The sequence below is a fragment of the Glaciihabitans sp. INWT7 genome (genome assembly GCF_014217685.1).
GTDB lineage: Bacteria > Actinomycetota > Actinomycetes > Actinomycetales > Microbacteriaceae > Lacisediminihabitans.
Genome location: NZ_CP043653.1, coordinates 2,257,402 through 2,278,773, shown reverse-complemented (window position 1 = coordinate 2,278,773; position 21,372 = coordinate 2,257,402). Strand labels below are relative to the sequence as shown.

The 21,372-nt window shown below is 66.4% G+C and carries 26 protein-coding genes; 22 read left to right on the top strand and 4 right to left on the bottom strand.

The window, feature by feature from the left end; genetic code table 11:
- Nucleotides 1-118 precede the first annotated feature (118 nt).
- Genes rpsP through F1C58_RS11085 form a run of 5 tightly spaced genes read left to right on the top strand, consistent with a single transcriptional unit; the run spans nucleotide 119 to nucleotide 2,844 of the window.
- Nucleotides 119-649, top strand: coding sequence for a 30S ribosomal protein S16 (rpsP, locus tag F1C58_RS11105; protein ID WP_185201170.1), 531 nt, complete (start codon nucleotides 119-121; stop codon nucleotides 647-649).
- Between the two features lie 3 nt (nucleotides 650-652).
- The gene (locus F1C58_RS11100; RefSeq protein ID WP_185201169.1) at nucleotides 653-889 is read left to right on the top strand and encodes an RNA-binding protein; all 237 of its coding nucleotides are present in this window, start codon (nucleotides 653-655) and stop codon (nucleotides 887-889) included.
- Nucleotides 882-1,523, top strand: coding sequence for a ribosome maturation factor RimM (rimM, locus tag F1C58_RS11095; protein WP_185204114.1), 642 nt, complete (start codon nucleotides 882-884; stop codon nucleotides 1,521-1,523). The genes F1C58_RS11100 and rimM overlap by 8 nt, the downstream gene beginning before the upstream one ends.
- Before the next feature lie 15 nt (nucleotides 1,524-1,538).
- Nucleotides 1,539-2,258, top strand: a complete 720-nt coding sequence (trmD, locus tag F1C58_RS11090; protein WP_185201168.1) for a tRNA (guanosine(37)-N1)-methyltransferase TrmD — start codon at nucleotides 1,539-1,541, stop codon at nucleotides 2,256-2,258.
- Between the two features lie 10 nt (nucleotides 2,259-2,268).
- Nucleotides 2,269-2,844, top strand: a complete 576-nt coding sequence (locus F1C58_RS11085) for a GNAT family N-acetyltransferase (RefSeq protein WP_185201167.1) — start codon at nucleotides 2,269-2,271, stop codon at nucleotides 2,842-2,844.
- 79 nt (nucleotides 2,845-2,923) lie between these two features.
- Here F1C58_RS11085 and map read toward each other — a convergent pair whose 3' ends face one another.
- Nucleotides 2,924-3,688, bottom strand: a complete 765-nt coding sequence (gene map, locus F1C58_RS11080; protein WP_185201166.1) for a type I methionyl aminopeptidase — start codon at nucleotides 3,686-3,688, stop codon at nucleotides 2,924-2,926.
- Nucleotides 3,689-3,755: 67 nt separating this feature from the next.
- On the opposite strand from map, the gene F1C58_RS11075 reads away from it, so the two are divergent.
- From F1C58_RS11075 to dprA, 10 genes are all read left to right on the top strand, one after another.
- Nucleotides 3,756-4,322: a hypothetical protein gene (locus tag F1C58_RS11075; RefSeq protein ID WP_185201165.1), complete on the top strand. Its 567-nt coding sequence runs from the start codon at nucleotides 3,756-3,758 to the stop codon at nucleotides 4,320-4,322.
- Nucleotides 4,323-4,444: 122 nt separating this feature from the next.
- The gene (gene rplS / locus F1C58_RS11070) at nucleotides 4,445-4,795 is read left to right on the top strand and encodes a 50S ribosomal protein L19 (RefSeq protein ID WP_185201164.1); all 351 of its coding nucleotides are present in this window, start codon (nucleotides 4,445-4,447) and stop codon (nucleotides 4,793-4,795) included.
- Nucleotides 4,796-4,864: 69 nt separating this feature from the next.
- A complete protein-coding gene (lepB, locus tag F1C58_RS11065) occupies nucleotides 4,865-5,617 on the top strand; it encodes a signal peptidase I (RefSeq protein WP_185201163.1) in 753 nt (250 codons plus the stop codon).
- 108 nt (nucleotides 5,618-5,725) lie between these two features.
- The gene (lepB, locus tag F1C58_RS11060; RefSeq protein WP_185201162.1) at nucleotides 5,726-6,484 is read left to right on the top strand and encodes a signal peptidase I; all 759 of its coding nucleotides are present in this window, start codon (nucleotides 5,726-5,728) and stop codon (nucleotides 6,482-6,484) included.
- Nucleotides 6,485-7,144 carry a ribonuclease HII gene (locus F1C58_RS11055; RefSeq protein ID WP_185201161.1) on the top strand — a complete coding sequence of 220 codons (660 nt, stop codon included), beginning with the start codon at nucleotides 6,485-6,487 and terminating at the stop codon, nucleotides 7,142-7,144.
- 17 nt (nucleotides 7,145-7,161) lie between these two features.
- Nucleotides 7,162-7,485 (top strand): DUF2469 family protein, encoded by a 324-nt coding sequence (locus tag F1C58_RS11050; protein WP_097061390.1) that lies wholly within the window; start codon nucleotides 7,162-7,164, stop codon nucleotides 7,483-7,485.
- A 43-nt stretch (nucleotides 7,486-7,528) separates the two neighbouring features.
- Nucleotides 7,529-9,556: a prolyl oligopeptidase family protein gene (locus F1C58_RS11045; protein WP_185201160.1), complete on the top strand. Its 2,028-nt coding sequence runs from the start codon at nucleotides 7,529-7,531 to the stop codon at nucleotides 9,554-9,556.
- A gap of 183 nt (nucleotides 9,557-9,739) precedes the next feature.
- Nucleotides 9,740-10,096 carry a YraN family protein gene (locus tag F1C58_RS11040; RefSeq protein ID WP_185201159.1) on the top strand — a complete coding sequence of 119 codons (357 nt, stop codon included), beginning with the start codon at nucleotides 9,740-9,742 and terminating at the stop codon, nucleotides 10,094-10,096.
- Nucleotides 10,096-11,625: a YifB family Mg chelatase-like AAA ATPase gene (locus F1C58_RS11035; RefSeq protein WP_185201158.1), complete on the top strand. Its 1,530-nt coding sequence runs from the start codon at nucleotides 10,096-10,098 to the stop codon at nucleotides 11,623-11,625. Before F1C58_RS11040 ends, F1C58_RS11035 begins: the two co-directional genes overlap by 1 nt.
- A 41-nt stretch (nucleotides 11,626-11,666) precedes the next feature.
- Nucleotides 11,667-12,887 (top strand): DNA-processing protein DprA, encoded by a 1,221-nt coding sequence (gene dprA, locus F1C58_RS11030; RefSeq protein WP_185201157.1) that lies wholly within the window; start codon nucleotides 11,667-11,669, stop codon nucleotides 12,885-12,887.
- A 109-nt stretch (nucleotides 12,888-12,996) separates the two neighbouring features.
- Here the strand turns inward: dprA and F1C58_RS11025 are convergent, their stop codons facing one another.
- Nucleotides 12,997-13,239: a hypothetical protein gene (locus tag F1C58_RS11025; protein WP_185201156.1), complete on the bottom strand. Its 243-nt coding sequence runs from the start codon at nucleotides 13,237-13,239 to the stop codon at nucleotides 12,997-12,999.
- Nucleotides 13,240-13,346: 107 nt separating this feature from the next.
- On the opposite strand from F1C58_RS11025, the gene F1C58_RS11020 reads away from it, so the two are divergent.
- Together F1C58_RS11020 and F1C58_RS11015 are read left to right on the top strand one after the other, a co-directional pair.
- Nucleotides 13,347-14,306 carry a metallophosphoesterase gene (locus F1C58_RS11020; RefSeq protein ID WP_185201155.1) on the top strand — a complete coding sequence of 320 codons (960 nt, stop codon included), beginning with the start codon at nucleotides 13,347-13,349 and terminating at the stop codon, nucleotides 14,304-14,306.
- Between the two features lie 146 nt (nucleotides 14,307-14,452).
- A complete protein-coding gene (locus F1C58_RS11015) occupies nucleotides 14,453-15,355 on the top strand; it encodes a tyrosine recombinase XerC (RefSeq protein WP_185201154.1) in 903 nt (300 codons plus the stop codon).
- A 219-nt stretch (nucleotides 15,356-15,574) separates the two neighbouring features.
- Here F1C58_RS11015 and F1C58_RS11010 read toward each other — a convergent pair whose 3' ends face one another.
- Nucleotides 15,575-15,931 (bottom strand): hypothetical protein, encoded by a 357-nt coding sequence (locus F1C58_RS11010; protein WP_185201153.1) that lies wholly within the window; start codon nucleotides 15,929-15,931, stop codon nucleotides 15,575-15,577.
- Nucleotides 15,932-15,961: 30 nt separating this feature from the next.
- Nucleotides 15,962-16,507, bottom strand: a complete 546-nt coding sequence (locus F1C58_RS11005) for a M23 family metallopeptidase (RefSeq protein WP_185201152.1) — start codon at nucleotides 16,505-16,507, stop codon at nucleotides 15,962-15,964.
- 328 nt (nucleotides 16,508-16,835) lie between these two features.
- Here F1C58_RS11005 and rpsB point away from each other — a divergent pair, with 328 nt between their 5' ends.
- From rpsB to F1C58_RS10980, 5 genes are all read left to right on the top strand, one after another.
- Nucleotides 16,836-17,966 carry a 30S ribosomal protein S2 gene (gene rpsB, locus F1C58_RS11000; protein ID WP_185201151.1) on the top strand — a complete coding sequence of 377 codons (1,131 nt, stop codon included), beginning with the start codon at nucleotides 16,836-16,838 and terminating at the stop codon, nucleotides 17,964-17,966.
- Nucleotides 17,967-17,977: 11 nt separating this feature from the next.
- A complete protein-coding gene (gene tsf, locus F1C58_RS10995; RefSeq protein ID WP_185201150.1) occupies nucleotides 17,978-18,805 on the top strand; it encodes a translation elongation factor Ts in 828 nt (275 codons plus the stop codon).
- Nucleotides 18,806-19,023: 218 nt separating this feature from the next.
- A complete protein-coding gene (gene pyrH, locus F1C58_RS10990) occupies nucleotides 19,024-19,737 on the top strand; it encodes a UMP kinase (RefSeq protein WP_185201149.1) in 714 nt (237 codons plus the stop codon).
- 68 nt (nucleotides 19,738-19,805) lie between these two features.
- Nucleotides 19,806-20,360 carry a ribosome recycling factor gene (frr, locus tag F1C58_RS10985; protein WP_185201148.1) on the top strand — a complete coding sequence of 185 codons (555 nt, stop codon included), beginning with the start codon at nucleotides 19,806-19,808 and terminating at the stop codon, nucleotides 20,358-20,360.
- Nucleotides 20,361-21,341, top strand: coding sequence for a phosphatidate cytidylyltransferase (locus F1C58_RS10980; protein ID WP_185201147.1), 981 nt, complete (start codon nucleotides 20,361-20,363; stop codon nucleotides 21,339-21,341).
- Nucleotides 21,342-21,372 lie beyond the last annotated feature (31 nt).

The window sequence follows — 21,372 nt, the reverse complement described above, 5'->3', positions numbered from 1 at the left end:
CTTGTGCCGTTCGACCCTCTAATCAGGCGGCAACGTCTCCCATCAGAGCTTTTCTGCCGAGTGTGCACCCCACGCTCACGGCAAGCAGTTCGCCCTCATAAATCATCTCTGGAGAATTGTGGCTGTAAAAATCCGTTTGAAGCGCATGGGCAAGATCCGCGCTCCTTACTACCGAATCGTTGTCGCCGACTCACACACCAAGCGTGATGGTCGTGTCATCGAGGAGATCGGCAAGTACCACCCCACCGAGGAGCCCTCGTTCATCGAGGTCGACTCGGAGCGCGCGCAGTACTGGCTCGGAGTCGGCGCGCAGCCGACCGAGCAGGTCGCCGCCATCCTCAAGCTCACGGGCGACTGGGGAATCTTCAAGGGCGACAAGAACGCCGTCAGCACCGTGAAGACCAAGGAATCGAAGGTCGACTTCGTCGCCGACGAGAAGAAGAAGCCCGTCCTGAAGCCGAAGGCCGAGGCGCCCGCGCCCAAGGCCGAGGCTCCTGCCGAGACGCCGGATGCCGAGATCGCCCCGGCTGTCGAGGGCTTGAACGACGCCGACGCCGCGAAGGTCGAGGCCGTCTCCGACGCCGCCGAAGCCAAGGCCGACGACGCGACCGAGGCTGACGCCGAGGCTGCCAGCGCCGACAAGGCGTAGGCAATGCTCGCAGCCGCCCTCGAACATCTCGTCAAGGGAATCGTCGACAACCCCGACGAGGTTCAGGTCGTAGCAAAGAACTCACCGCGTGGCGAGGTTCTCGAGGTGCGCGTGCACCCCGAGGACCTCGGCCGCGTGATCGGTCGCGCTGGTCGCACCGCGAAGGCGCTCCGCACCCTCGTTTCGGCCATCGCCGACGGTCGTAAGGTGCGCGTCGACGTGGTGGACACCGATTTCTAACAACCCGGAACCCAGCACACAGCCCGCACCGGCCCCATCGGGGTCCGACCAGTTGCGGGTCGGTCGACTCACCAAGGCCCACGGCCTCAAGGGAGCGATCAAGGTCGAGCTGTACACGGATGCCCCGGAACGCCGTTTCGTTCCGGGCGCCGTGTTCACCCTCCAGGTGCCGACCTCGTCCCCCTGGCACGGCAAGACCCTCGAGCTGATCGAACTCAAGTGGTACAACCTCCAGCCGGTGGCGTTCTTCAAGGATGTCTCCGACCGGTCCGCCGCGGAGGCCCTGATCAAGGCGATCCTCTGGATCGACCACGACCTCGCCGCCGCCTCTGACGAGGAGGATGCCTGGTACGACCATCAGCTCGTCGGGCTCGCGGTAATGCGGGACGGCATCCGTGTCGGAACGGTCAGCCAGGTGGATCACCTGCCCTCGCAGGACCTCATCCACGTGACGACCGAGACCGGCGAGGTTCTCGTTCCTTTCGTGAAGGCCATCGTGCCGACCGTGGACATCGCCGCGGGCACCCTCATCGTGACACCGCCGGATGGGCTGTTCGAGGAGCTTCCCGATGACGACGAGGCTCCCGTCGACGCACCCGACACCCCGTCGCCGGACACGGAGTCGACGGACTAACTGAGGGGCCGCCCGATGCGTATCGACATCGTCACCATCTTCCCGGAGTTCTTCTCCGTGCTCGATGTGTCCCTGCTCGGCAAGGCCCGTCAGACGGGCCTGATCGAGCTCGGCGTGCACGATCTTCGGGACTTCACTATCGACCGTCACCGCACGGTGGATGACACGCCCTACGGCGGCGGGGCCGGAATGGTGATGAAGCCGGAGCCCTGGGGCGAAGCTCTCGACAGCATCCTCTACGCCGGCGAGGCCCAAGGGGCGGATGCCCCGGTGGTGATCTTCCCCTCACCGGCGGGGGAGCTCTTCACCCAGAAGCTCGCCCACGAGCTCGCGACGGAGCCCCGGCTGGTCTTCGGTTGCGGGCGCTACGAAGGCATCGACCAACGCGTCGTCGACTACGCGGCCACCCGGGCCCGAGTGCGTCTCGTCAGTCTCGGCGACTACGTGCTCAACGGGGGAGAAGTCGCGACGATGGCGATGATCGAGGCGATCGGGCGGCTGATCCCCGGTGTCGTCGGCAACCCGGAGAGCCTCGTGGAGGAGTCGCATTCCGACGGCCTGCTCGAATACCCCAGCTACACCAAGCCGGGCATCTGGCGTGGACTCGAGGTGCCCCCTGTGCTTCTCAGCGGCAATCATGGTGCGATCGCGAAGTGGCGACACGAGCAGCAACTCGAGCGCACGCGCGCGGTTCGGCCCGATCTGCTCCCAGCGGATCCGCCCACGGGAACATGACTGCGGTCTCATGAGCGAGGGTTTCGACTCCGTCGCCTGGCCCGTCCGCACGGAACGCCTGCAGATCCGGCCCGCCACCCCGGCGGACGGCCCCGCGACCTGGCTGTATCGCAGGCAGGAGTCCGTGTCTCGCTGGATCACCAGTGCCCAGCCCGACAGTGAGCACTATCTCGCCGATTTCGTCGAGCCGGGGAGGTTGGCCAAGACCCTGGTCATCGAACTCGACGGCACGGTGATCGGCGACCTGATGCTGGCCATCGGGGATGCCTGGGCGCAGACCGAGGTGCGAGAACAGGCCCGCGCCGTGCAGGCGGAGCTTGGTTGGAGCCTCGACCCCGCATTCGCCGGCACGGGCTACGCCACCGAGGCTGTCGCAGAATTGATCCGGATCTGCTTCGAGCAGCTCCACCTCCGCCGGGTGATCGCCGAGTGTTTCGCCGACAACGAGCCGTCCTGGCGCCTGATGGAGCGCGTCGGCATGCGGCGCGAGTCGCACGACGTGCGCGGATCGCTCCATCGCTCCGGCGAATGGCTCGATGGCCTCGCCTACGCGCTGCTCGCCGACGAGTGGCGCAGCGCGCGGTAGCGCACCCGCACCAGCGGCCGGCCGGCATCGTCCGCCGTCCCGGGCGAGGAGAGTGTGTCGATTCGCGCCGGGTTGTCGGTCAGCGCGCGGTCAGTACCACCGGCCCCGCGTCCGTCACGGCGATCGTGTGCTCGCTGTGGGCGGCGCGCGAGCCGTCCATGCTGCGCAGGGTCCAGCCATCCGGGTCGGTGAAGATGCGATCGGTGCCCTCCATCAGCCACGGCTCGATGGCGAAGACCAGTCCCGCCCGCAGCGGGAGCCCGCGACCCGGGCGTCCGTCGTTCGCGATGTGTGGGTCTCCGTGCATCGTGCGGCCGACGCCGTGGCCGCCGAAGTCCACATTCACCGAGTAGCCCGCGGCTCGGCTCACCTCGCCGATCGCTGCGGAGATATCGCCGATCCGCGCGCCGACCTGTGCGGCGGCGATACCCGCCGCGAGCGCGCGTTCCGTCGTCTCGATCAGGGCGACATCCGCCGGGCTCGGTGTTCCGACGATGATGGTGAAGGCCGAATCGGCCACCCAGCCGTCGACGGATGCCGCGAAGTCGAGGCTGAGCACGTCGCCGTCCTTCAGCGCGTAGTCGTAGGGCAGCCCGTGCAGGGCCGCATCGTTCACCGAAGTACAGAGCACTTTGCCGAAGGGCATCGCCCCGAACGACGGATGGTAGTCCACGTAGCAACTCTTCGCGCCGGCGCGGCGGATGAGCTGCGCGGCGAGCGAGTCGAGCGCGAGCAGGTTGACCCCCACTCTCGAGGCCGCGACCAGCTCGGTGAGTGTCGCCGCGACGAAGCGGCCCGCGGCGCGCATCTCGTCTATCTCCGCGGGTGTCCTGAGCTCGATCATCCATCTCCCCTTGACTGTGTCGCCCCGTGGGCGGTCGGTCGCTTCTGTCGAGCGTAAACTTTCGTTCATGTGGTATCGCCGGGTTTTGTTCAATACCCAGTTCGCCGCAACCATCGTGCTGCCACTGTGGCTGCTCATCGGACGGGTGTTCTTCGGCGTCATCCTCGGCTGGCACTACGCTATCGGCCTGTTCCTCGCTCCGCTGCTCTTCATCTTCCTCGCGGTGGTCACCACGATCACGTGGGCACGCAAGAGCGCCCGGCGATCGGGCGCCGTATCGAAGACGGATGCCGTGCTGCTGTCGGGCTGGTACTTCGCCGTGCTCTGCTACGGCTTCTTCGTGGTCGACTCCGTGCACAGTTACGAGCCGGGCACCTCGATCGCGACGCACGTCTTCGGGCAGGGCTTTCGCGATGCTTCCTTCACCATCGCGGACATCGCGGGCGGGGTCATCATCATCATCGCGTTCACGACACTCTGGGTGGTGCTCATCGAGTATCTGGTCGAGACCCGCCAGGAAGCGGTCACCCGCCTCACGGGACTCGATTACGAGGAGCTGACGCGTCGCCGCGAGGCGGACAGTCCCGCTCCCGCTCGTCCGAGTGGCTTAGTTCCGGGCGATGTGGCAGAATAGCGACTTGTGCCTACCGCACGACTCTGCCACAGGGGAGTCGTCATCGATATCGGCACCCTTTCCTTCTGAGTAACACCCTAAGCACGCGATCGACCTGTGGCGGTTGCAGAGAGCGAACCACCATGCATATCCTCGACGCCGTCGACGCGGCCTCCCTTCGGTCGGACATCCCGGCCTTCCGCGCCGGTGACAACGTGAAGGTCCACGTGAACATCGTGGAAGGCACCCGCTCCCGCATCCAGGTCTTCCAGGGCGTCGTCATCGGCCGCTCCGGCGAAGGCGTGCGCGAGACCTTCTGCGTCCGCAAGGTCAGCTTCCAGGTGGGCGTCGAGCGCACCTTCCCGGTGCACTCCCCGGTGATCGACCACATCGAGGTCGTCACGCGCGGAGACGTGCGTCGCGCCAAGCTCTACTACCTCCGCAACCTCCGCGGCAAGAAGGCGAAGATCAAGGAAAAGCGCGACGCCCACTAGGCACGCCTTCACACCCCAGGTTTTTCCGAGCTCCCCATCACCTAACATGATGGGGAGCTCGGGGGTTTAATGACTGACAGAGATCCAGCCACACCCGCCGAAGACGAGGCGCAGAGTCGGCGTCGCCGGTCGCGCGGGGTGAAGCTCTTCCTCCGTGATCTCGTGCTGATCGTGGTGGCCGCCGTCGTCATCTCGGTCGGTATCAAGGCCTTCCTGGTGCGCTCGTTCTACATCCCCTCCGCGTCGATGCAGAACACCCTCCAGATCGACGACCGCATACTCGTGAACGAACTGGTGCCGCGGATGATCCCGTTGCAGCACGGCGATGTCGTGGTGTTCACCGATCCCGGCGGATGGCTCGGGTCCCCGCCCGTCGTGCAACGGAGCTCCCTCGCGGCCGGCATCGACTGGGTGCTCTCCGCGGTCGGGCTGAGCGCCTCGGACAGCAATGATCACCTCGTCAAGCGGGTGATCGGGCTTCCCGGCGACAAGGTCGTCTGCTGCAATGCCTTCGGGCAGATGTCGGTGAACGGCATTCCCCTCGACGAGCCGTACCTCAAGCTCGACAACACCTCCAACCGGGTGACGCCCGGGGATTTCTCCGTCACCGTCCCGAAAGACTCTCTGTGGGTGATGGGCGACAATCGCTACAACTCCTCGGATTCGGCCTATCACTTTCTCAAGGACGATGCGGGCAAGGGCTTCGTGCCGATCGACAAGGTGGTGGGGCGCGCCTTCGTGATCAGTTGGCCATCGAATCGCTGGACCTGGCTCGATGACTATCCGAAGGTCTTCGGCGGCGTGGACAGAGCCGGCAGGTGAGCCCGGACGCCCGCCATCCGCTCGGCAGGGGGCGGGCGGACGCGCCGTTCCACTGACGTTTTGGATGAGCTCCCCAGCACCTAAAATGATGGGGAGCTCAGGGGTTTAATGACAGACATCGATCCAGCCACGTCCACAGAGGACGTGGCCGAAACTCGGCGCCGCAAGTCGCGCGGGGTGAAACTCTTCATCCGCGACATCGTGCTGATCGTGGTTGCGGCGGTAGTGATCTCGGTCGGTATCAAAGCCTTCCTCATCAGATCGTTCTGGATTCCATCTGGCTCGATGGAGAACACCCTGCAGGTCGACGACCGCATCATCGTGAACGAACTGGTGCCGCGGATGGTGCCGCTGCAGCACGGGGACGTCGTGGTGTTCAAGGATCCGGGCGGGTGGCTGCCCCCGAGCCCCGTCGTTCGGCAGAACGGTCTGGTGGCCGCGGTCGACTGGGTGCTGTCGGTAGTGGGTCTCACCGCTCCGGACAGCAACGATCACCTCGTGAAGCGGGTCATCGGACTGCCCGGCGACAGGGTCGCCTGCTGCAACGCCTTCGGCCAGATGACGGTCAACGGCATCCCGCTCGTCGAGACCTATCTGAAGCTTCCGGATGGCGTGACCAAGGTCGCCGCAAACGACTTCTCGGTCATCGTGCCGAAGAACTCACTCTGGGTGATGGGCGACAACCGCTACAACTCCGAGGATTCGCGCGCTCACGCCACGACGCCGAGCAAGGGCTTCGTGCCGATGGACGATGTCGTCGGTCGCGCCTTCCTGATCAGCTGGCCGTCGAGTCACTGGACCTGGCTCGACGATTACCCCACTGTGTTCGGTGGGGTCTCCGCCGCGAACACCGGAACCTCCAAATAGGTGGTCATCGCCTCTCCCACTCTGGATTTCGAGTCGCAGCTGCACGGGGGCGGCGCCCGCTTCGTGATCGGCTGCGACGAAGTCGGTCGCGGTGCGATCGCCGGACCGGTCGCCGTGGGGCTCTGTGTCGTGGATGTCTCGGTCGGTGCGATGCCGGAGGGCTTGCGCGACTCGAAGCTGCTGAGCGAGAAGCGGCGGGAGGTGCTCGCGCCGCTCGCGGCATCCTGGGCCCTCTTCAGCGCGGTGGGACTCGCGTCGGCGCGCGAGGTCGACGAGGTGGGCATCATCGCGGCGCTCGGACTCGCGGGAAAACGCGCGCTCGTGTCACTGCATGAGGCCGGAGCACTGGTACGCGACTCCGTGATCCTTCTCGACGGGAGTCACGACTGGCTGACACCGGCACTGCAGAGTCCGTTGCGGCTCACCACCCGCGTGAAGGCCGACCGCGACTGTGCGTCGGTGGCGGCAGCATCCGTCGTGGCGAAGGTGCACCGTGACCGGCTGATGATCGACGCCCATGGGACGACCCCGGGCTACGGCTGGGCATCGAACAAGGGCTATGGCAGCGCCGACCATTTTGCGGCGATCGCCGAACTCGGAGCGACAGACTTCCATCGCCGCAGCTGGTTGCATGCGGGCGAATCGGTCTCGGCCGACTGAACTAGAATCGACGCAGCATGGACGAAGACGAGTTCGAAGACTACGACCGCGAGGTCGAGCTGGCGCTGTACCGCGAGTACCGGGATGTCGTGTCCCAGTTCCGTTACGTTGTCGAGACCGAGCGTCGCTTCTACCTCGCCAACGAGGTCGAGCTCGTGCGTCAAGACACCGAACACGACTTCTATTTCGAGCTCACCATGAACGATGTCTGGGTGTGGGATGTCTACCGCTCCGACCGCTTCGTGAAGTCCGTGCGGGTGCTCACGTTCAAGGATGTCAACGTGGAAGAGCTCTCGGCCAAAGAGCTCGAGCTACCGAAGGAACTCGCGCTCGACGAGTAGGCACGCTCGCCGAGTGCGTGTCTGCGGCCCATAGGCTCGTCTGATGACCGATGAGAACCTCTGGCTTGAAGACATCCACGGTGCTGGACCCCTCAGGTGGGCGGCCGAGCAGAGTGCGCACACCCTCAGCGGGTTTGCTTCACCGCAGTTCGACGCCCTTTCCGCGAGCCTGCTCGAAGCGATCGATTCGGATGACCGCATTCCGATAGTCAGTCGGCGCGGGGGCTACTACTACAACTTCTGGCGCGACCGCGAGCATCCACGTGGCCTCTGGCGACGCACCACTCTCGAGAGCTACCGCTCTGCCGACACCGACTGGGAGCTGCTCCTCGACGTAGACGATCTGGGCCGCACCGAACACACCGAGTGGGTGTTTTCCGGGGCGTCGCTTCTTCCCCACGACTACACCCGTGCCCTCGTCGCGCTCTCTCCGGATGGGGGGGATGCCGTGATGGTGCGCGAGTTCGACCTGCCGAGCCGCAGTTTTGTGGCAGATGGATTCATCGTGCCCACTGCCAAGAGCAGCTATTCCTGGATCGACCGTGACACCATCTTCCTCGGCACCGACTTCGGGTCGGGCAGCATGACCGAGTCGAGCTATCCGCGCACCGTGCGGCGCCTTCGCCGTGGTCAGCCCGTCGCAGCTGCCGAACTGGTGCACGAAGTCTCGGCGACCGACCTGAGCGTGACGGGCATCCATCATCACAGCCCCGGCTTCGAACGTGACCTCATCGTCGAACATCTCGACTTCTATCGCAGCCGCACCTTCCTGGTCGTCGATGACACGCTGGTGCCGCTGGAGGTTCCGGATGACGCGGACCTCTCGTTGCGCCGAGAATGGCTGCTCGTGCAGCCGCGGTCCGACTGGAGCACCGGTTCGGTCGTCTACCCGACCGGATCCCTCATCGCGATCCGGCTCGACGTTTTCCTCGCCGGCGATCGCCGCTTCGACCTGCTATTCCTACCCGACGCGCACACGGCGCTCGAGGACTGGGACTTCACCGATTCGCGGCTCATTCTCACTCTGCTCGTGGACGTGGCATCCACTCTGGTCGTGCTCGACCCGACTCGCGGATGGTCCCGGTCACCGATAGCCGGGCTCCCGGCTCTCAGCACGGTGCGGGTGATCGACACCGATCCAGACGAGTCCGACGAGTTCTGGGTGCACGCGACGGGATTCACCTCCCCGTCGACGGTGCTTCGGGGCGTGCTCGGATCGGTCGAGCTCGAGGTCATCCGTTCATCCCCGGCGTTCTTCGATGCCGCGGAAATCGAGGTGCAGCAGCACTGGGCGGTGTCGGATGACGGCACTCGCGTGCCCTACTTCCAGGTGGCCGCGCGCGACCTCGTGCTCGACGGATCACATCCCACCCTGCTCTCTGGCTATGGCGGTTTTCAGGCCTCCCGGTTGCCGGAATACAGCGGAATCGTCGGCCGCGCATGGCTCGAGCGTGGCGGTGTCTTCGTGCTGGCGAACATCCGTGGTGGTGGTGAGTTCGGGCCGGGATGGCACACCGCGGCGCTCAAGCAGAACCGCCCCCGCGCCTACGAGGACTTCGCGGCGATAGCCCGAGACCTGGTCGCGCGAGGAGTCACCGTGCCGGCTCGGCTCGGGTGCGAGGGTCGCAGCAATGGTGGTCTGCTTGTTGGCAATATGTTGACAACCTACCCGGAGCTCTTCGGCGCGGTCGTCTGTGGCGTGCCGCTGCTCGACATGAAGCGCTACACGCACCTCTCGGCCGGCGCATCCTGGATCGCGGAGTACGGGGATCCGGATGTCGCGGAGGAGTGGGAATACATCCGCACGTTCTCGCCCTACCAGCTGCTTCGCGCCGATGCCGCCTACCCGCCGGTGCTGTTCTACGCCGCGACGAGTGATGACCGGGTCGGCCCGGTGCAGGCGCGCAAGATGGCGGCGCGGATGCAGGCGATGGGCATCGACGATGTGCTCTATTACGAGAACTCCGACGGCGGACACGGGGGTGCTGTCGACAACGCTCATACGGCGCGACTGCAGGCCCTGATCTACGAGTTCCTCTGGCGGACCCTGGCGCCCGCGTCGGTCGTGTAGGGCGCTCCAGCGCCCGCATCGAGACCCGCGTCGGTCGTGGAGGGCGCTCCAGCGCCCTCATCGAGACCCGCGAACCCGAGGCCTCTCCTCAACAGTCTCCCGCCGATATCGCCCGTCCCCCAATGGCGGAGCGGCGGCGCACCAGCTCATCGGCCCGGGGCATCCTCTCTCCAGGAGGTGGCCATGGCTGCGAAAGACCTGTTGGGCAGGCGAGGAGAAGACCTCGCCGCTGCCTTCCTCACCGATGCCGGCTACCTCATTGTCGATCGCAACTGGCGCTGCAGTCAGGGGGAGATCGACCTCGTCGCAGTGGACGGCGTGGAGACCGTGTTCGTCGAGGTCAAGACACGATCGAGCGTGGCTTTCGGGCATCCGTTCGAGGCCATCACCGCCCAGAAGCTCGCGAGGCTGCGGCGTCTCTCCGCCGCCTGGTGCGCCGTGCATCCGGGCGACCACCGCAACATCCGCATCGACGCTGTCTCGGTGATCGCCCCGGCCGTGGGGCCTCCCCAGATCGACCACCTCGCGCGGGTGTTCTGATGGTGATCGCCCATACGACCGCGGTCGCGCTACTCGGTCTCACCGGAACGCTGGTAGATGTCGAGGCCGACATCTCGAGCAATCTCCCCTCCTTCGTGCTCATCGGCCTTCCCGATGCCGCCCTCAATGAAGCGCGGGATCGGGTTCGAGCCGCCGCAACGAATTCCGGATGCGCGCTGCCCAACCGCAGACTCACCGTCAATCTGTCGCCGGCCGCTCTGCCCAAACACGGGTCGGGATTCGACCTCGCGATCGCGATGGCGGTGCTCGCAGCGGCAGAGATGATCTCGCTCGATTCTGTCGCCCGGGTGGTACACCTCGGCGAGCTGGGCCTCGACGGCCGGCTGCGTCCGATCGCGGGCATCCTTCCTTCGGTGCTCGCCGCCTCCCGCGCCGGAGCATCCATCGTCATGGTGCCCTCGGGCAACGCAGGGGAGGCAGGACTCGTGCCAGGAATTCGCGTCGTACCGGTCGCTTCGCTGCGGGACGCGGCCATCTGGCACGGCGGTGAACTCGAGCCCGTCGAGGTCGACGCTATCCAGGCACCCCGCATCGATGATCCGGTGGACGATGGCCTCGACCTCTCCGACATCGTCGGAAACGAGGATGCCATCGAGGCGCTCACCGTTGCGGCCGCGGGAGGGCACCACCTCTTCCTGCTCGGGCCACCCGGTGCGGGAAAGACCATGCTCGCGGCCCGGCTCCCCGGACTGTTGCCCGATCTCGGAGTCGAGGACGCTCTCGAGGTGAGCTCGATCCGATCGCTGGCAGGCCTCGCCATTGGTGCGAGCCTTGCCGTGCGTCCACCCCTAGAGTCCCCACATCACACCGCCACCGCGGCGTCGCTGGTGGGCGGTGGGAGTGGCGTCATCCGCCCGGGAGCCGCGGCGCGCGCCTCCCACGGAGTGCTGTTCCTCGATGAGGCTCCGGAGTTCCAACCGGCGGCACTCGATGCACTGCGGCAACCGCTCGAGGCCGGGGTGGTCAGCATCCACCGGGCCAATGCGGTGGCGCATTTTCCCGCCCGATTCCAACTCGTCATGGCGGCGAATCCATGCCCGTGCGGACAGTACGGGGCCGCCGACTCCGACTGCGTGTGCACGCCCCACGTGCGTCGAAGATATCTTGCACGACTGTCGGGGCCCCTGATGGACCGCATCGATATCCAACTGCGAATCAGCAGGGTCACAGCGGTTCGGCTCCGGCTCGGTGATGAAAGCCCGAGCATCACGACGAGCGAAGCACGCCGCCGGGTGACGCATGCCCGCGAGGCCGCCGCCGAACGCCTGGCGGGCACACCGTGGCGCCTCAATTCGCAGGTGCCCGGCGCGTGGTTGCGCAGCAGAGAACGGCGTCTCGCCACGGCGACTACTGCCTCGATCGACCGAGCTCTGGAGCGAGGGGGCCTCACCATGCGCGGGTACGACCGGGTGCTGCGGCTCGGGTGGTCGATCGCAGACCTCGCCGGCGCGACCATTCCCACCGCCGACCATATCGGTCGCGGGCTCTATCTGCGGAGGGCGCTGTGAACCAGTGCGGCGGGACCAAGACCATCGAGAGAGGAACCACCATGAGCATGTTCGGACTCGACGGCGCCGAGATCACGGGCCTCGTGCGCATCCTCTGCCCGGATCCTGATCGCGGTACGGTGCGGGAACTGTTCGCTCGCGCCAGTTGGACGGGAATCGCCGAACCCGGCGATCGCACAGCGGGTGAGCTGGTGGCCGCCCTCGGTGCGGACGGAGCGCTGGCGGCGTTGGTCGAGGCGTGGCCGGTGGCCCGCATCGCGGCTGCCGTCTCCGCCGCCGGATCGGACCTCGCGACCGCAGACATCGAATCCGCGCTCGCCCGCTGGAGCCCCCGGCTCAAGTCGGGGGTTGCGCTCGTGGCCCTCCGTCAGGCCGTCCGTTTCGCGGTGCAGCTCCTTGTTCCGGGCGACCCCTCGTGGCCGACCGGGGTCGACGAACTCGGCTCTCATGCCCCGATCGCGCTCTGGCTTCGAGGAAACGCATCGGCGCTGGCCGCAGCGGACCACTCGATCGCTCTTGTCGGAGCGCGTGCCGCGACCGGTTACGGAGAGCACATCACGATGGAGGCATCCGCCGGTCTCGTCGACCGTGGTTTCGCGATCGTCTCCGGTGCCGCCTACGGCATCGACGGGATGGCACACCGTGCGGCCCTCGCGAGCTCGGGCCAGACCGTCGCCATCCTGGCTGGCGGTGTCGACCGGTTCTATCCGAGCGGTCACGACGCCTTACTCGCCCGTATCGTCGAGGCCGGGGCCGTCGTCTCCGAGTTGCCGTGCGGTTCTCCGCCGACGAAGTGGCGCTTTCTGCAACGCAACAGGTTGATCGCTGCAGCGAGTCAGGCGACCATCGTGCTCGAGGCGGGCTGGCGCTCAGGCTCGCTCAACACCGCCGGTCACGCCGCGTCACTCGGTCGGCCCATCGGGGCGGTGCCGGGCCCGGTCACCTCGGCGGCATCCGCGGGCTGCCACCGGCTCATCCGGGACTATCTGGCCACTCTCGTGACCTCCGCCGCCGAGATGGCCGAGCTGGTGCCCGGCGCGGAGGTGCAGGATCTCCCCGCCTCAGCGGAGAGCAGTCCCGGCCCGAGCTCCCTGCGCGTTCGCCTCACGGACGCACTCAGCCTGCGCGCGCCACGATCGGTGGATGATCTCGCCGCCCGGTCGGGCCTGTCGGTCGCGGAGGTGCAGGCGGAACTCGGATCCCTTGAGATGGACGGCGAGGCCGAGGAGCGGGAACGGGGGTGGATCTTCCGCCGGAGGTGACCTCGGCGGTATCGGATTATTGACGCCGCGGTCGACGCCTCCCCGGAGTCTTGACCCGAGTATCACCGCTCGGAGCTCGAACACCCGGGTCGGCGACCGGATCGGAGTGTCAGCGCCCGGGCCGACTACCGGGCGGCGACGTGCGTTGGTCCTTGCGATACCGGTCTCTCCGATAGCGACGGACGGTTGTGACGGCGCTCACGATCGCCAGCGCGATGGCGAGAATTCCGAGGAGTGCCCTGCCGGGTACCAGGAGGAGGATCACTAGACCCACAACGATGAGGATCACGGGCGCGGTGAAGAGCACCGGGTTGAATCGGTCTCGGTCTCGGTCTCCGGACGGTTCGGTCATGGGCCAATCATGTCGCGCAATCGAGATGACGGCGCACATCGGCCGTGCCCGAAGTTCGAGGTCGACCACACGTCTCCGACCCGGGGCTGAAACCCTAGGGTGGAGGGGTGATCCAGTTCGGACAGTATCCCGCACCCACGCACGTGATCGCCCACCTCAGCGATACGCACTTCCTCGGTGCCGATGGACGGGGCGGCGGGCGAGCTCTCTATGGCAAGATCGACACCCACCACAACCTGCGGCGGGCTCTGGAACAGCTGGAGCGCTCCGCGACCACTCCCGCGGCCATCGTCTTCACCGGTGACCTCACGGACCTCGCCGAGGAGGACGCCTACCAGTCTCTCCGACAGATCGTCGAGCCGGCGGCGGCCCGGATGGGATCGACTGTGGTCTGGGTGATGGGCAATCACGACGAGCGGCAGCGGTTTGCCAGAGACCTCTACGACGAGCGCTCGACAGCAGATGCTGCCCCACGACCGCAGGACCGCGTCCACGACATCGACGGGCTGCGCATCATCGCCTTCGACAGCACGGTGCCGGGGTATCACCACGGGGATGTCACTGTGCAGCAGCTCGAGTGGCTCCGAAGCGAGCTCTCGACCCCGGCTCCCCACGGCACCCTTCTCGCCCTCCATCACCCGCCGATACCGACGCCGATCGACCTCATGGCGCTGCTCGAGCTGCGGGGCCAACCAGCACTGGCCGAGGTGATCCGGGGCACGGATGTGCGGGGGATCCTCGCCGGCCACCTCCACTACGCCACGCACAGCATCTTTGCCGGCGTCCCCGTCTCGGTCGCCGCGGCGACGTGTTACACGATGGACTTGAGCGCGCCGGCGCACGCCCTGTCGGGCATCGATGGAGGACAATCCTTCAACCTGCTGCAGGTCTATGACGAGCAGATCGTGCACTCGGTTGTTCCCATCGGCAACCACGCACAGGTGAGCGGTTTCAGTTCCGGCTTCGTGGAGAAGATGGCAGCGCTCAGCCCGGAACGTCGGCTCGACATCTTCTCGAACAAGTCCTCCACCGTGTCGATCGCGGATGTCGAGGAGGGTCGGGCCTGAGCCCGCTCGCATTCTCTGCGCGGTGCCGCAGCGGCGTGAGAGACCCGCGGCCGCACTTTCTGGGCGGGCGCCGCTGACGGAAGCGTGAATGCCGCGCGCGAGCGGGTCGTCCGCTGGAAAGCATCGGCGTGCAGCACGATGGAGACGTGCAACTGCAACGCGCTGTCGACGACTTCACGGTGTATCTCGCCGCCGAGCGCGGTTTCAGCGCGCACACCGTGCGCTCCTACCGCTCGGATCTTGGCCAGCTCAATGAATTCGCGCACTCCCGCGGTGTCGATCAGGCCGATCAGGTATCCCTCGAGCTGCTGAGGGACTGGCTGTGGCAGGGTTCCCAGGCCGGCCTGGCGCGGTCCACTCTGGCGCGACGGTCGGCGGCGGTGCGCGGTCTCACCTCCTGGCTCGCAAAGACCAACCGGGTGAGCGGCGACGCGGCATCCCGGCTCAAATCTCCTCGCTCCGACCATCACCTTCCCCGTGTTCTCACCGGCGCGCAGATGCAACGGATCCTCGCGACCCTCGAAGAGCGCGCCGCAACCGACGATCCGAATGCCGTCCGCGATCTCGCGGTGATCGAACTCCTCTATGCCTCGGCACTTCGGGTGAGCGAGGTCACCGGTCTCGATATCTCCCGTGTCGACTTCGAGCGACTGACGGTGCGGGTCACCGGCAAAGGTGCCAAGGAACGTGTCGTGCCGTTCGGAGTTCCCGCCAGTCGGGCGATCGAGCGCTACCTCGCTGTCGCCCGCCCGGTCCTGGCGGTGGTCGAGACGGATGCTCTCTTCCTCTCCGGTCGCGGAGCGCGGCTCGGCACCCGCGCCGTCTACTCCCTCGTTTCGACTCTGCTGTCCACGATCCCGGGAAGCGGGCCGTCCGGTCCGCACGCCCTCCGGCATACGGCTGCGACCCACCTGCTCGACGGTGGCGCGGATCTTCGCGCCGTGCAGGAGATGCTCGGCCACGCCAGCCTCGGCACGACCCAGATCTACACGCACGTCTCCGCGGAGCGCCTCAAGGAGAGCTATCGATCGGCGCATCCGCGCGCCTGACGCCGGCGTGTGCCTGAGGGCGGCGTGCGCCATGGGGCGCTCTCCGGGTCGCGGAATACGCCCTCGGGCAGATTACGGCGTGCGCCACCAGCTGGTGGCCCCGACGCATTCGCGCCGCTGACGCCAGTCTGCGAGGGATGCCCGCAGGCTCTCACTGCGGTCACGCCAGGGCCCGGCGGCCGATCGGCTCCGACGGACCTGACGCTGCTCGACTCCGCCTCAGCTGTCGACGACTCCGACAAAGACGCCGCCGATCTCATCGAACTCCTGGCGCGCGAGTCCGGCCGCCGGCTCGGGCAGATCCCAGATGTCGTGGTCCGAACAGCTGAGGTAGGTGAACTGCGGCCACCACTTCTTGGGGCGTGCCGATTCGGTGCGTCCGCAGAAGTCACACGTCAGCTGTATCCAGACCGGTCGCCGCCCCGTGCGGTTCGCCCGGGACTGCAGCAGCCACGCCGGCGGATCCGTCTCGAGCGCCGCGAGATCCTCTTCCGAGATCCAGCCGGGGATGTCATGTCGTCGGGCCATCTCGAGCGGGATATCGAGGCGCTGGGCGGCATCGCGTCGGCTGATCATTGTTCCAACGATAGTCATCGTCGGCGGGCGTCACGGCGGGTGGGCCAGTGTTCTCGTCGGCAGCAACACCGATGGCGGGATGCCCCCGAGATAGTTGAGCGGCGAGACATACTCGCCGTAGCGGCGAACACCGAAGTGGAGGCACGCGGGGCTGCAATGACCGGAAAGAACGTGTCCCACGAGCTGCCCGCGAACAATCGCAGTGCCCGCCGGAAGCGCAGATTCGACGGGTTCGTAGCTGGAGACCAGACCATCCGCATGCCGGATGGAGAGGACGGGACGATCGACGACAACGCCCGCGAAATACACGACACCATCTGTCGGTGCGGTGACTGAGGACCCCTCCGCCGCGGCGATGTCGATTCCCCGGTGCCCGGCTGCATAGGGGGTCGCCGGTGCGATGAACGGCCTCACGATCGGGTGGGGTGCAGCCACCGGCCAGGCCCAGTCGAAAGTCGCCCCCGCCGCGGCATGCGCCACCGCCGGCACGGGGGAGACCGATGCCGACAGCAGAACACTCAGGATCACCAGGCGACTAAGCCGGGTCGGCCGGGCGGCCGCGAACGGGGACAACACCCGAACAGCATCTCCGTGGAGAGTGCGCGCCGGCGCCGGCATCCCTCAGTCTGGGGGTGGAACGGCGGGCCGGAGCGTGGGGGAGGACGGGAGCGGATCAACTCCACCCGGTGATACACTTTCCGAAGCATCCCGCTCTGGCGGGGTGACTACGCGTGCCCACTGCATCCCCGGATGCGGCACTCCTCCACCAGTCTCCACTCGCATCAGCGGGTCGGGCGGACGTGTGCCGGGCACCAGGATTGGCCGCCGACCGGCGGTCATAACGAACTGAAATAGCGTCATGCCGTGCCCGAAAGGGCGTGTGACGCAGATAAGGAGACGGCTCATGGCCGTTGTAACCATCCGCCAGCTGCTCGACAGCGGCGTGCACTTCGGACACCAGACCCGCCGCTGGAACCCGAAGATGAAGCGTTTCATCCTGACCGAGCGTTCGGGCAGCCACATCATCGACCTGCAGCAGTCGTTGCAGTACATCGACAAGACCTATGACTACGTCAAGGAGACTGTCGCCCACGGGGGCACCATCCTCTTCGTCGGCACCAAGAAGCAGGCTCAGGGTTCGATCGCGGAGCAGGCGCAGCGCGTCGGCCAGCCTTTCGTCAACCAGCGCTGGCTCGGTGGCCTCCTCACCAACTTCCAGACGGTCTCCAAGCGTCTCGCCCGCATGAAGGAGCTCGAAGAGATCGACTTCGACGACACCACGCGCGGCTACACCAAGAAGGAGCTGCTCATCCAGCGTCGCGAGCTCGTGAAGCTGCAGCGTTCGCTCGGGGGAATCCGCAACCTCACGAAGACCCCGTCTGCGATCTGGATCGTCGACACCAAGAAGGAGCACCTCGCGATCGACGAGGCGCACAAGCTCGGTATCCCGGTCATCGCGATCCTCGACACCAACTGCGACCCCGATGAGGTGCAGTACCCGATCCCGGGTAACGACGACGCCATCCGTTCCGTCGGACTGCTCACCCGCATCATTGCGGATGCCGCGGCCGAGGGCCTCATCCAGCGCCACCAGAAGGCCGAAGAGGGCACGGGCAACGTCTCCGCCGTCGAGCCTCTCGCCGAGTGGGAAGCGGAACTCCTCGGAGCATCCGAGACCCCGTCCACCGAGGCCGAGAAGATCGAGGCCGTCGACGGCCTTGTCGGCTCGACCGAGTCGAACACCGCGGCAGTCGCCGAGGTCATCGCCTCCGAGGTTCCTGTCGAAGAGAACGACGCGGATGCCGTCGTCGCCGAGCACGAGGCCGCCGCTGACGCGACCATCGTTCCCGAGCACCACGTCGTCTCCGACGAGGAGGCCGAGGCCAAGATCGAGGCCGAAGCGACTGACGCCGAGAAGGCTCACCCCGCCGACGCCAAGACCGCGAATGACAAGACCGCTGATGACAAGAAGGCCGACAAGAAGCCGGCCGCATCGAAGCCGGCTGCAGCAAAGCCTGCTGCCGCCAAGAAGTAAAGGAAGCCGACATGGCAGATTTCAGCCTTGAAGACCTCAAGACCCTGCGCGAGCGCCTCGGCACCGGCATGGTCGAAACCAAGAACGCTCTCGTCGAAGCCGGCGGTGACCTCGACAAGGCCACCGAACTGCTGCGCCTGAAGGGTGCCAAGGGCAACGCCAAGCGCGCCGACCGCTCCACCAGCGAGGGACTCGTCGCGGCGAAGGAGAACGGCGCGACCACGACGCTCATCGAGCTGTCCTGCGAGACCGATTTCGTTGCGAAGGGCGCGAAGTTCGTGACCCTGGGCGAGACCGTGCTCGACGCGATCGTCGCGGCCGGGGCATCCACTCCCGAAGAGGGCCTCGCGGCCCCCGTCGGCTCGGAGACCGTGGCCGACCTGATCAGCAACGAAGCCGCCATCCTCGGCGAGAAGATCGTTCTGCGCCGCGTTGCCGTCATCTCGGGCGAGAAGTTCGCCGTGTACCTGCACAAGACCAACAAGGACCTGCCCCCGCAGGTGGGCGTGGTCGTCGGATACTCGGGTGACGATGCAGAGACCGCCCGCAGCATCGCGCAGCACATCTCGTTCGCCGACCCGCTGTACCTGTCTCGCGACGAGGTTCCGGCCGAGCAGGTCGAGTCCGAGCGTCGCATCGTCGAGGAGATCGGCCGCGGCGAGGGCAAGCCGGAAGCAGCTCTTCCGAAGATCATCGAGGGTCGCGTGAACGGCTTCTTCAAGCAGGTCGTTCTGCCCGAGCAGGACTACGCACGGGACAACAAGCAGTCCGTCGCCACCGTGCTGAAGGATGCCGGCCTCACCGTTACCGGGTTCGCCCGCTTCAAGGTCGGCGCCTAGCCCTCCTGCAACACCTCGAAGGAGCCCGGATCGCGTACGCGGTCCGGGCTCCTTCGTGTGTGCCCGGGCCGGGCGCGTGTGCACGCCGCCAGGTCGAATCCGATCGAGCACCGTCGCGAAGCACTGTGCACGACGACGCACACCCAGAACGCCGTGCACGCCCAGCGCCCGCCCGACCATCCGGTAGCCTGAACAGGGCCACAACTGAAGGAGCAGGCATGACAGACGCGCGCAAGAGACGGGTTCTGCTGAAGCTCTCCGGAGAGTCCTTCGGCGGTGGCTCCCTCGGTGTCAATCCCGACGTGGTCAGTTCGCTTGCGAAGGAGATCGCGGCAGCGGCGACGGATGTCGAGGTCGCCATCGTCGTCGGAGGCGGCAACTTCTTCCGGGGAGCCGAACTCAGCCAGCGCGGCATGGACCGTGGCCGGGCCGACTACATGGGCATGCTCGGCACCGTGATGAACGCGCTCGCCCTGCAGGACTTCCTCGAGCAGGCCGGGGCGGCGACCCGCGTGCAGTCCGCCATCTCGATGACCCAGGTCGCCGAGCCGTACATCCCACGACGCGCAGAGCGTCACCTGGAGAAGGGCCGGGTCGTCATCTTCGGCGCCGGCGCCGGTCTGCCCTACTTCTCCACCGACACCGTCGCAGCCCAGCGGGCCCTAGAGATCAGCGCGGATGTCGTGCTCCTGGCCAAGAACGGAGTGGACGGCGTGTACGACTCCGACCCTCGCACCAACAGCGAAGCGAAGAAGCTGGAGCACGTCACGTACCAGGAGGCCCTCGTCAAGGGTCTCAAGGTCGTGGACTCGACGGCGTTCAGCCTCTGCATGGACAACAAGATGCCCATGGTCGTCTTCGGTATGGAGCCGCACGGCAACGTGACCGCAGCCATCCGCGGCGATCGCCTCGGCACCCTCGTGTCCAATTAGCTGGTCTCGCGCAAACGCGTCTCCAACTAAACTCAAACAAGTCCGATCCCCCTCGAAGGAGACCTCTCGTGATTTCCGATGTGCTGGCAGAAGCCAAAGACAAGATGCACAAGTCCGTCGAAGCCGCGAAAGACGACTTCAGCAACGTGCGCACCGGCCGCGCCAACCCGGCTCTGTTCCAGAAGATCCTCGTGGACTACTACGGCACCCCGACTCCGCTCGGCCAGCTCGCGGGGATGAACAACCCCGAAGCCCGCACCCTCGTGATCACGCCCTACGACAAGGGTGCCCTCAAGGAGATCGAGCGTGCGATCGCCACCGCGCCGAACCTCGGGGCGAACGTGGGCAACGACGGCACAATCATCCGCGCGACGCTGCCGGAACTCACCGAGGAACGTCGCCGCGAGTTCGTGAAGATCGTGCGCGCCAAGGGCGAGGATTCCAAGGTCTCGATCCGCAACATCCGTCGCAAGGCCAAGGACGACCTGGACGCTCTCAAGTCCGAGGTCGGCGACGACGAAGTGGCCAGGGGTGAGAAGGAGCTCGAGTCGGTGACGAAGACGCACATCGACGCGATCGAGGATGCCCTGAAGAAGAAGGAAGCCGAGCTGCTCGAGGTTTGAATGACTGAGCCAGCCGAGGGAGCTCCCGCGAAGAAGAGTCGCGGTCGAACCAAGCGCGACGAGATCGAGGCGCGCGCTCACGTGCTCGAAGAAGAGTTCAAGGCGCAGGTTGCGGCGACGCGGGCGCAGATCGATGCCACGACGGTGAAGATCGAGGCGCGCACCGGTCGCAACCTGCCGCTCGCCATCCTCATCGGGGTGGGGCTCGGCGTGTTGCTCATCGGCAGCCTCATCTTCATCAAGGCGCTCTTCATGATCTTCACGGGCGCGTTGATCGCGTTCACGACCTTCGAGCTCGCGAGTGCTCTGCGGTTCGCGGGTCGCGACGTTCCCCGCTGGCCCAGCGTCGTCGCGGGGCTCGCTTCGGTGCCGGCCGCCTTCTACCTCGAAGATCAGTGCCGGTGGCTCGTCGTGCTCGGCGGCATCGTCTTCGTGGCCGTCTGGCGACTGGCCGAGAGTCTCGGCAAGCACCACAAGGCCAACGCCCAGGACCTGTGGAAGGATGTCGCGGCCGGCACCTTCGTCCAGGTCTATGTGCCGTTCCTCGGTAGCTTCGCCGTGCTTCTCGCCGCGCAGAAGGGTGGAGAGTGGTGGGCCCTCGCCTTCCTGCTCGTGGTGATCTCCGTGGATATCGGGGCCTACGCCTCGGGCCTCCTGTTCGGGAAACATCCCATGGCGCCCCGCATCAGCCCGAAGAAGACCTGGGAGGGTTTCGCCGGATCGGTGCTCACCGCCCTCGTCGCCGGCGTGATCGTCTCCGTCTTCATGCTCCAGGAGCCGTGGTGGTTCGGCCTGATCTTCGGCGCGGTCATGGTGTTCACCGGCACGATCGGTGACCTCACCGAGTCGCTCATCAAGCGCGACCTCGGCATCAAAGACATCAGCACCTGGCTCCCCGGCCATGGCGGCTTCCTCGACCGGCTCGACTCGATCCTGCCGAGCGCGGCAGCGGCCTACGTGCTGTTCGTGATCTTCAGCTGACCGATTTCGCCTGACGGGTAAGGCACAATGG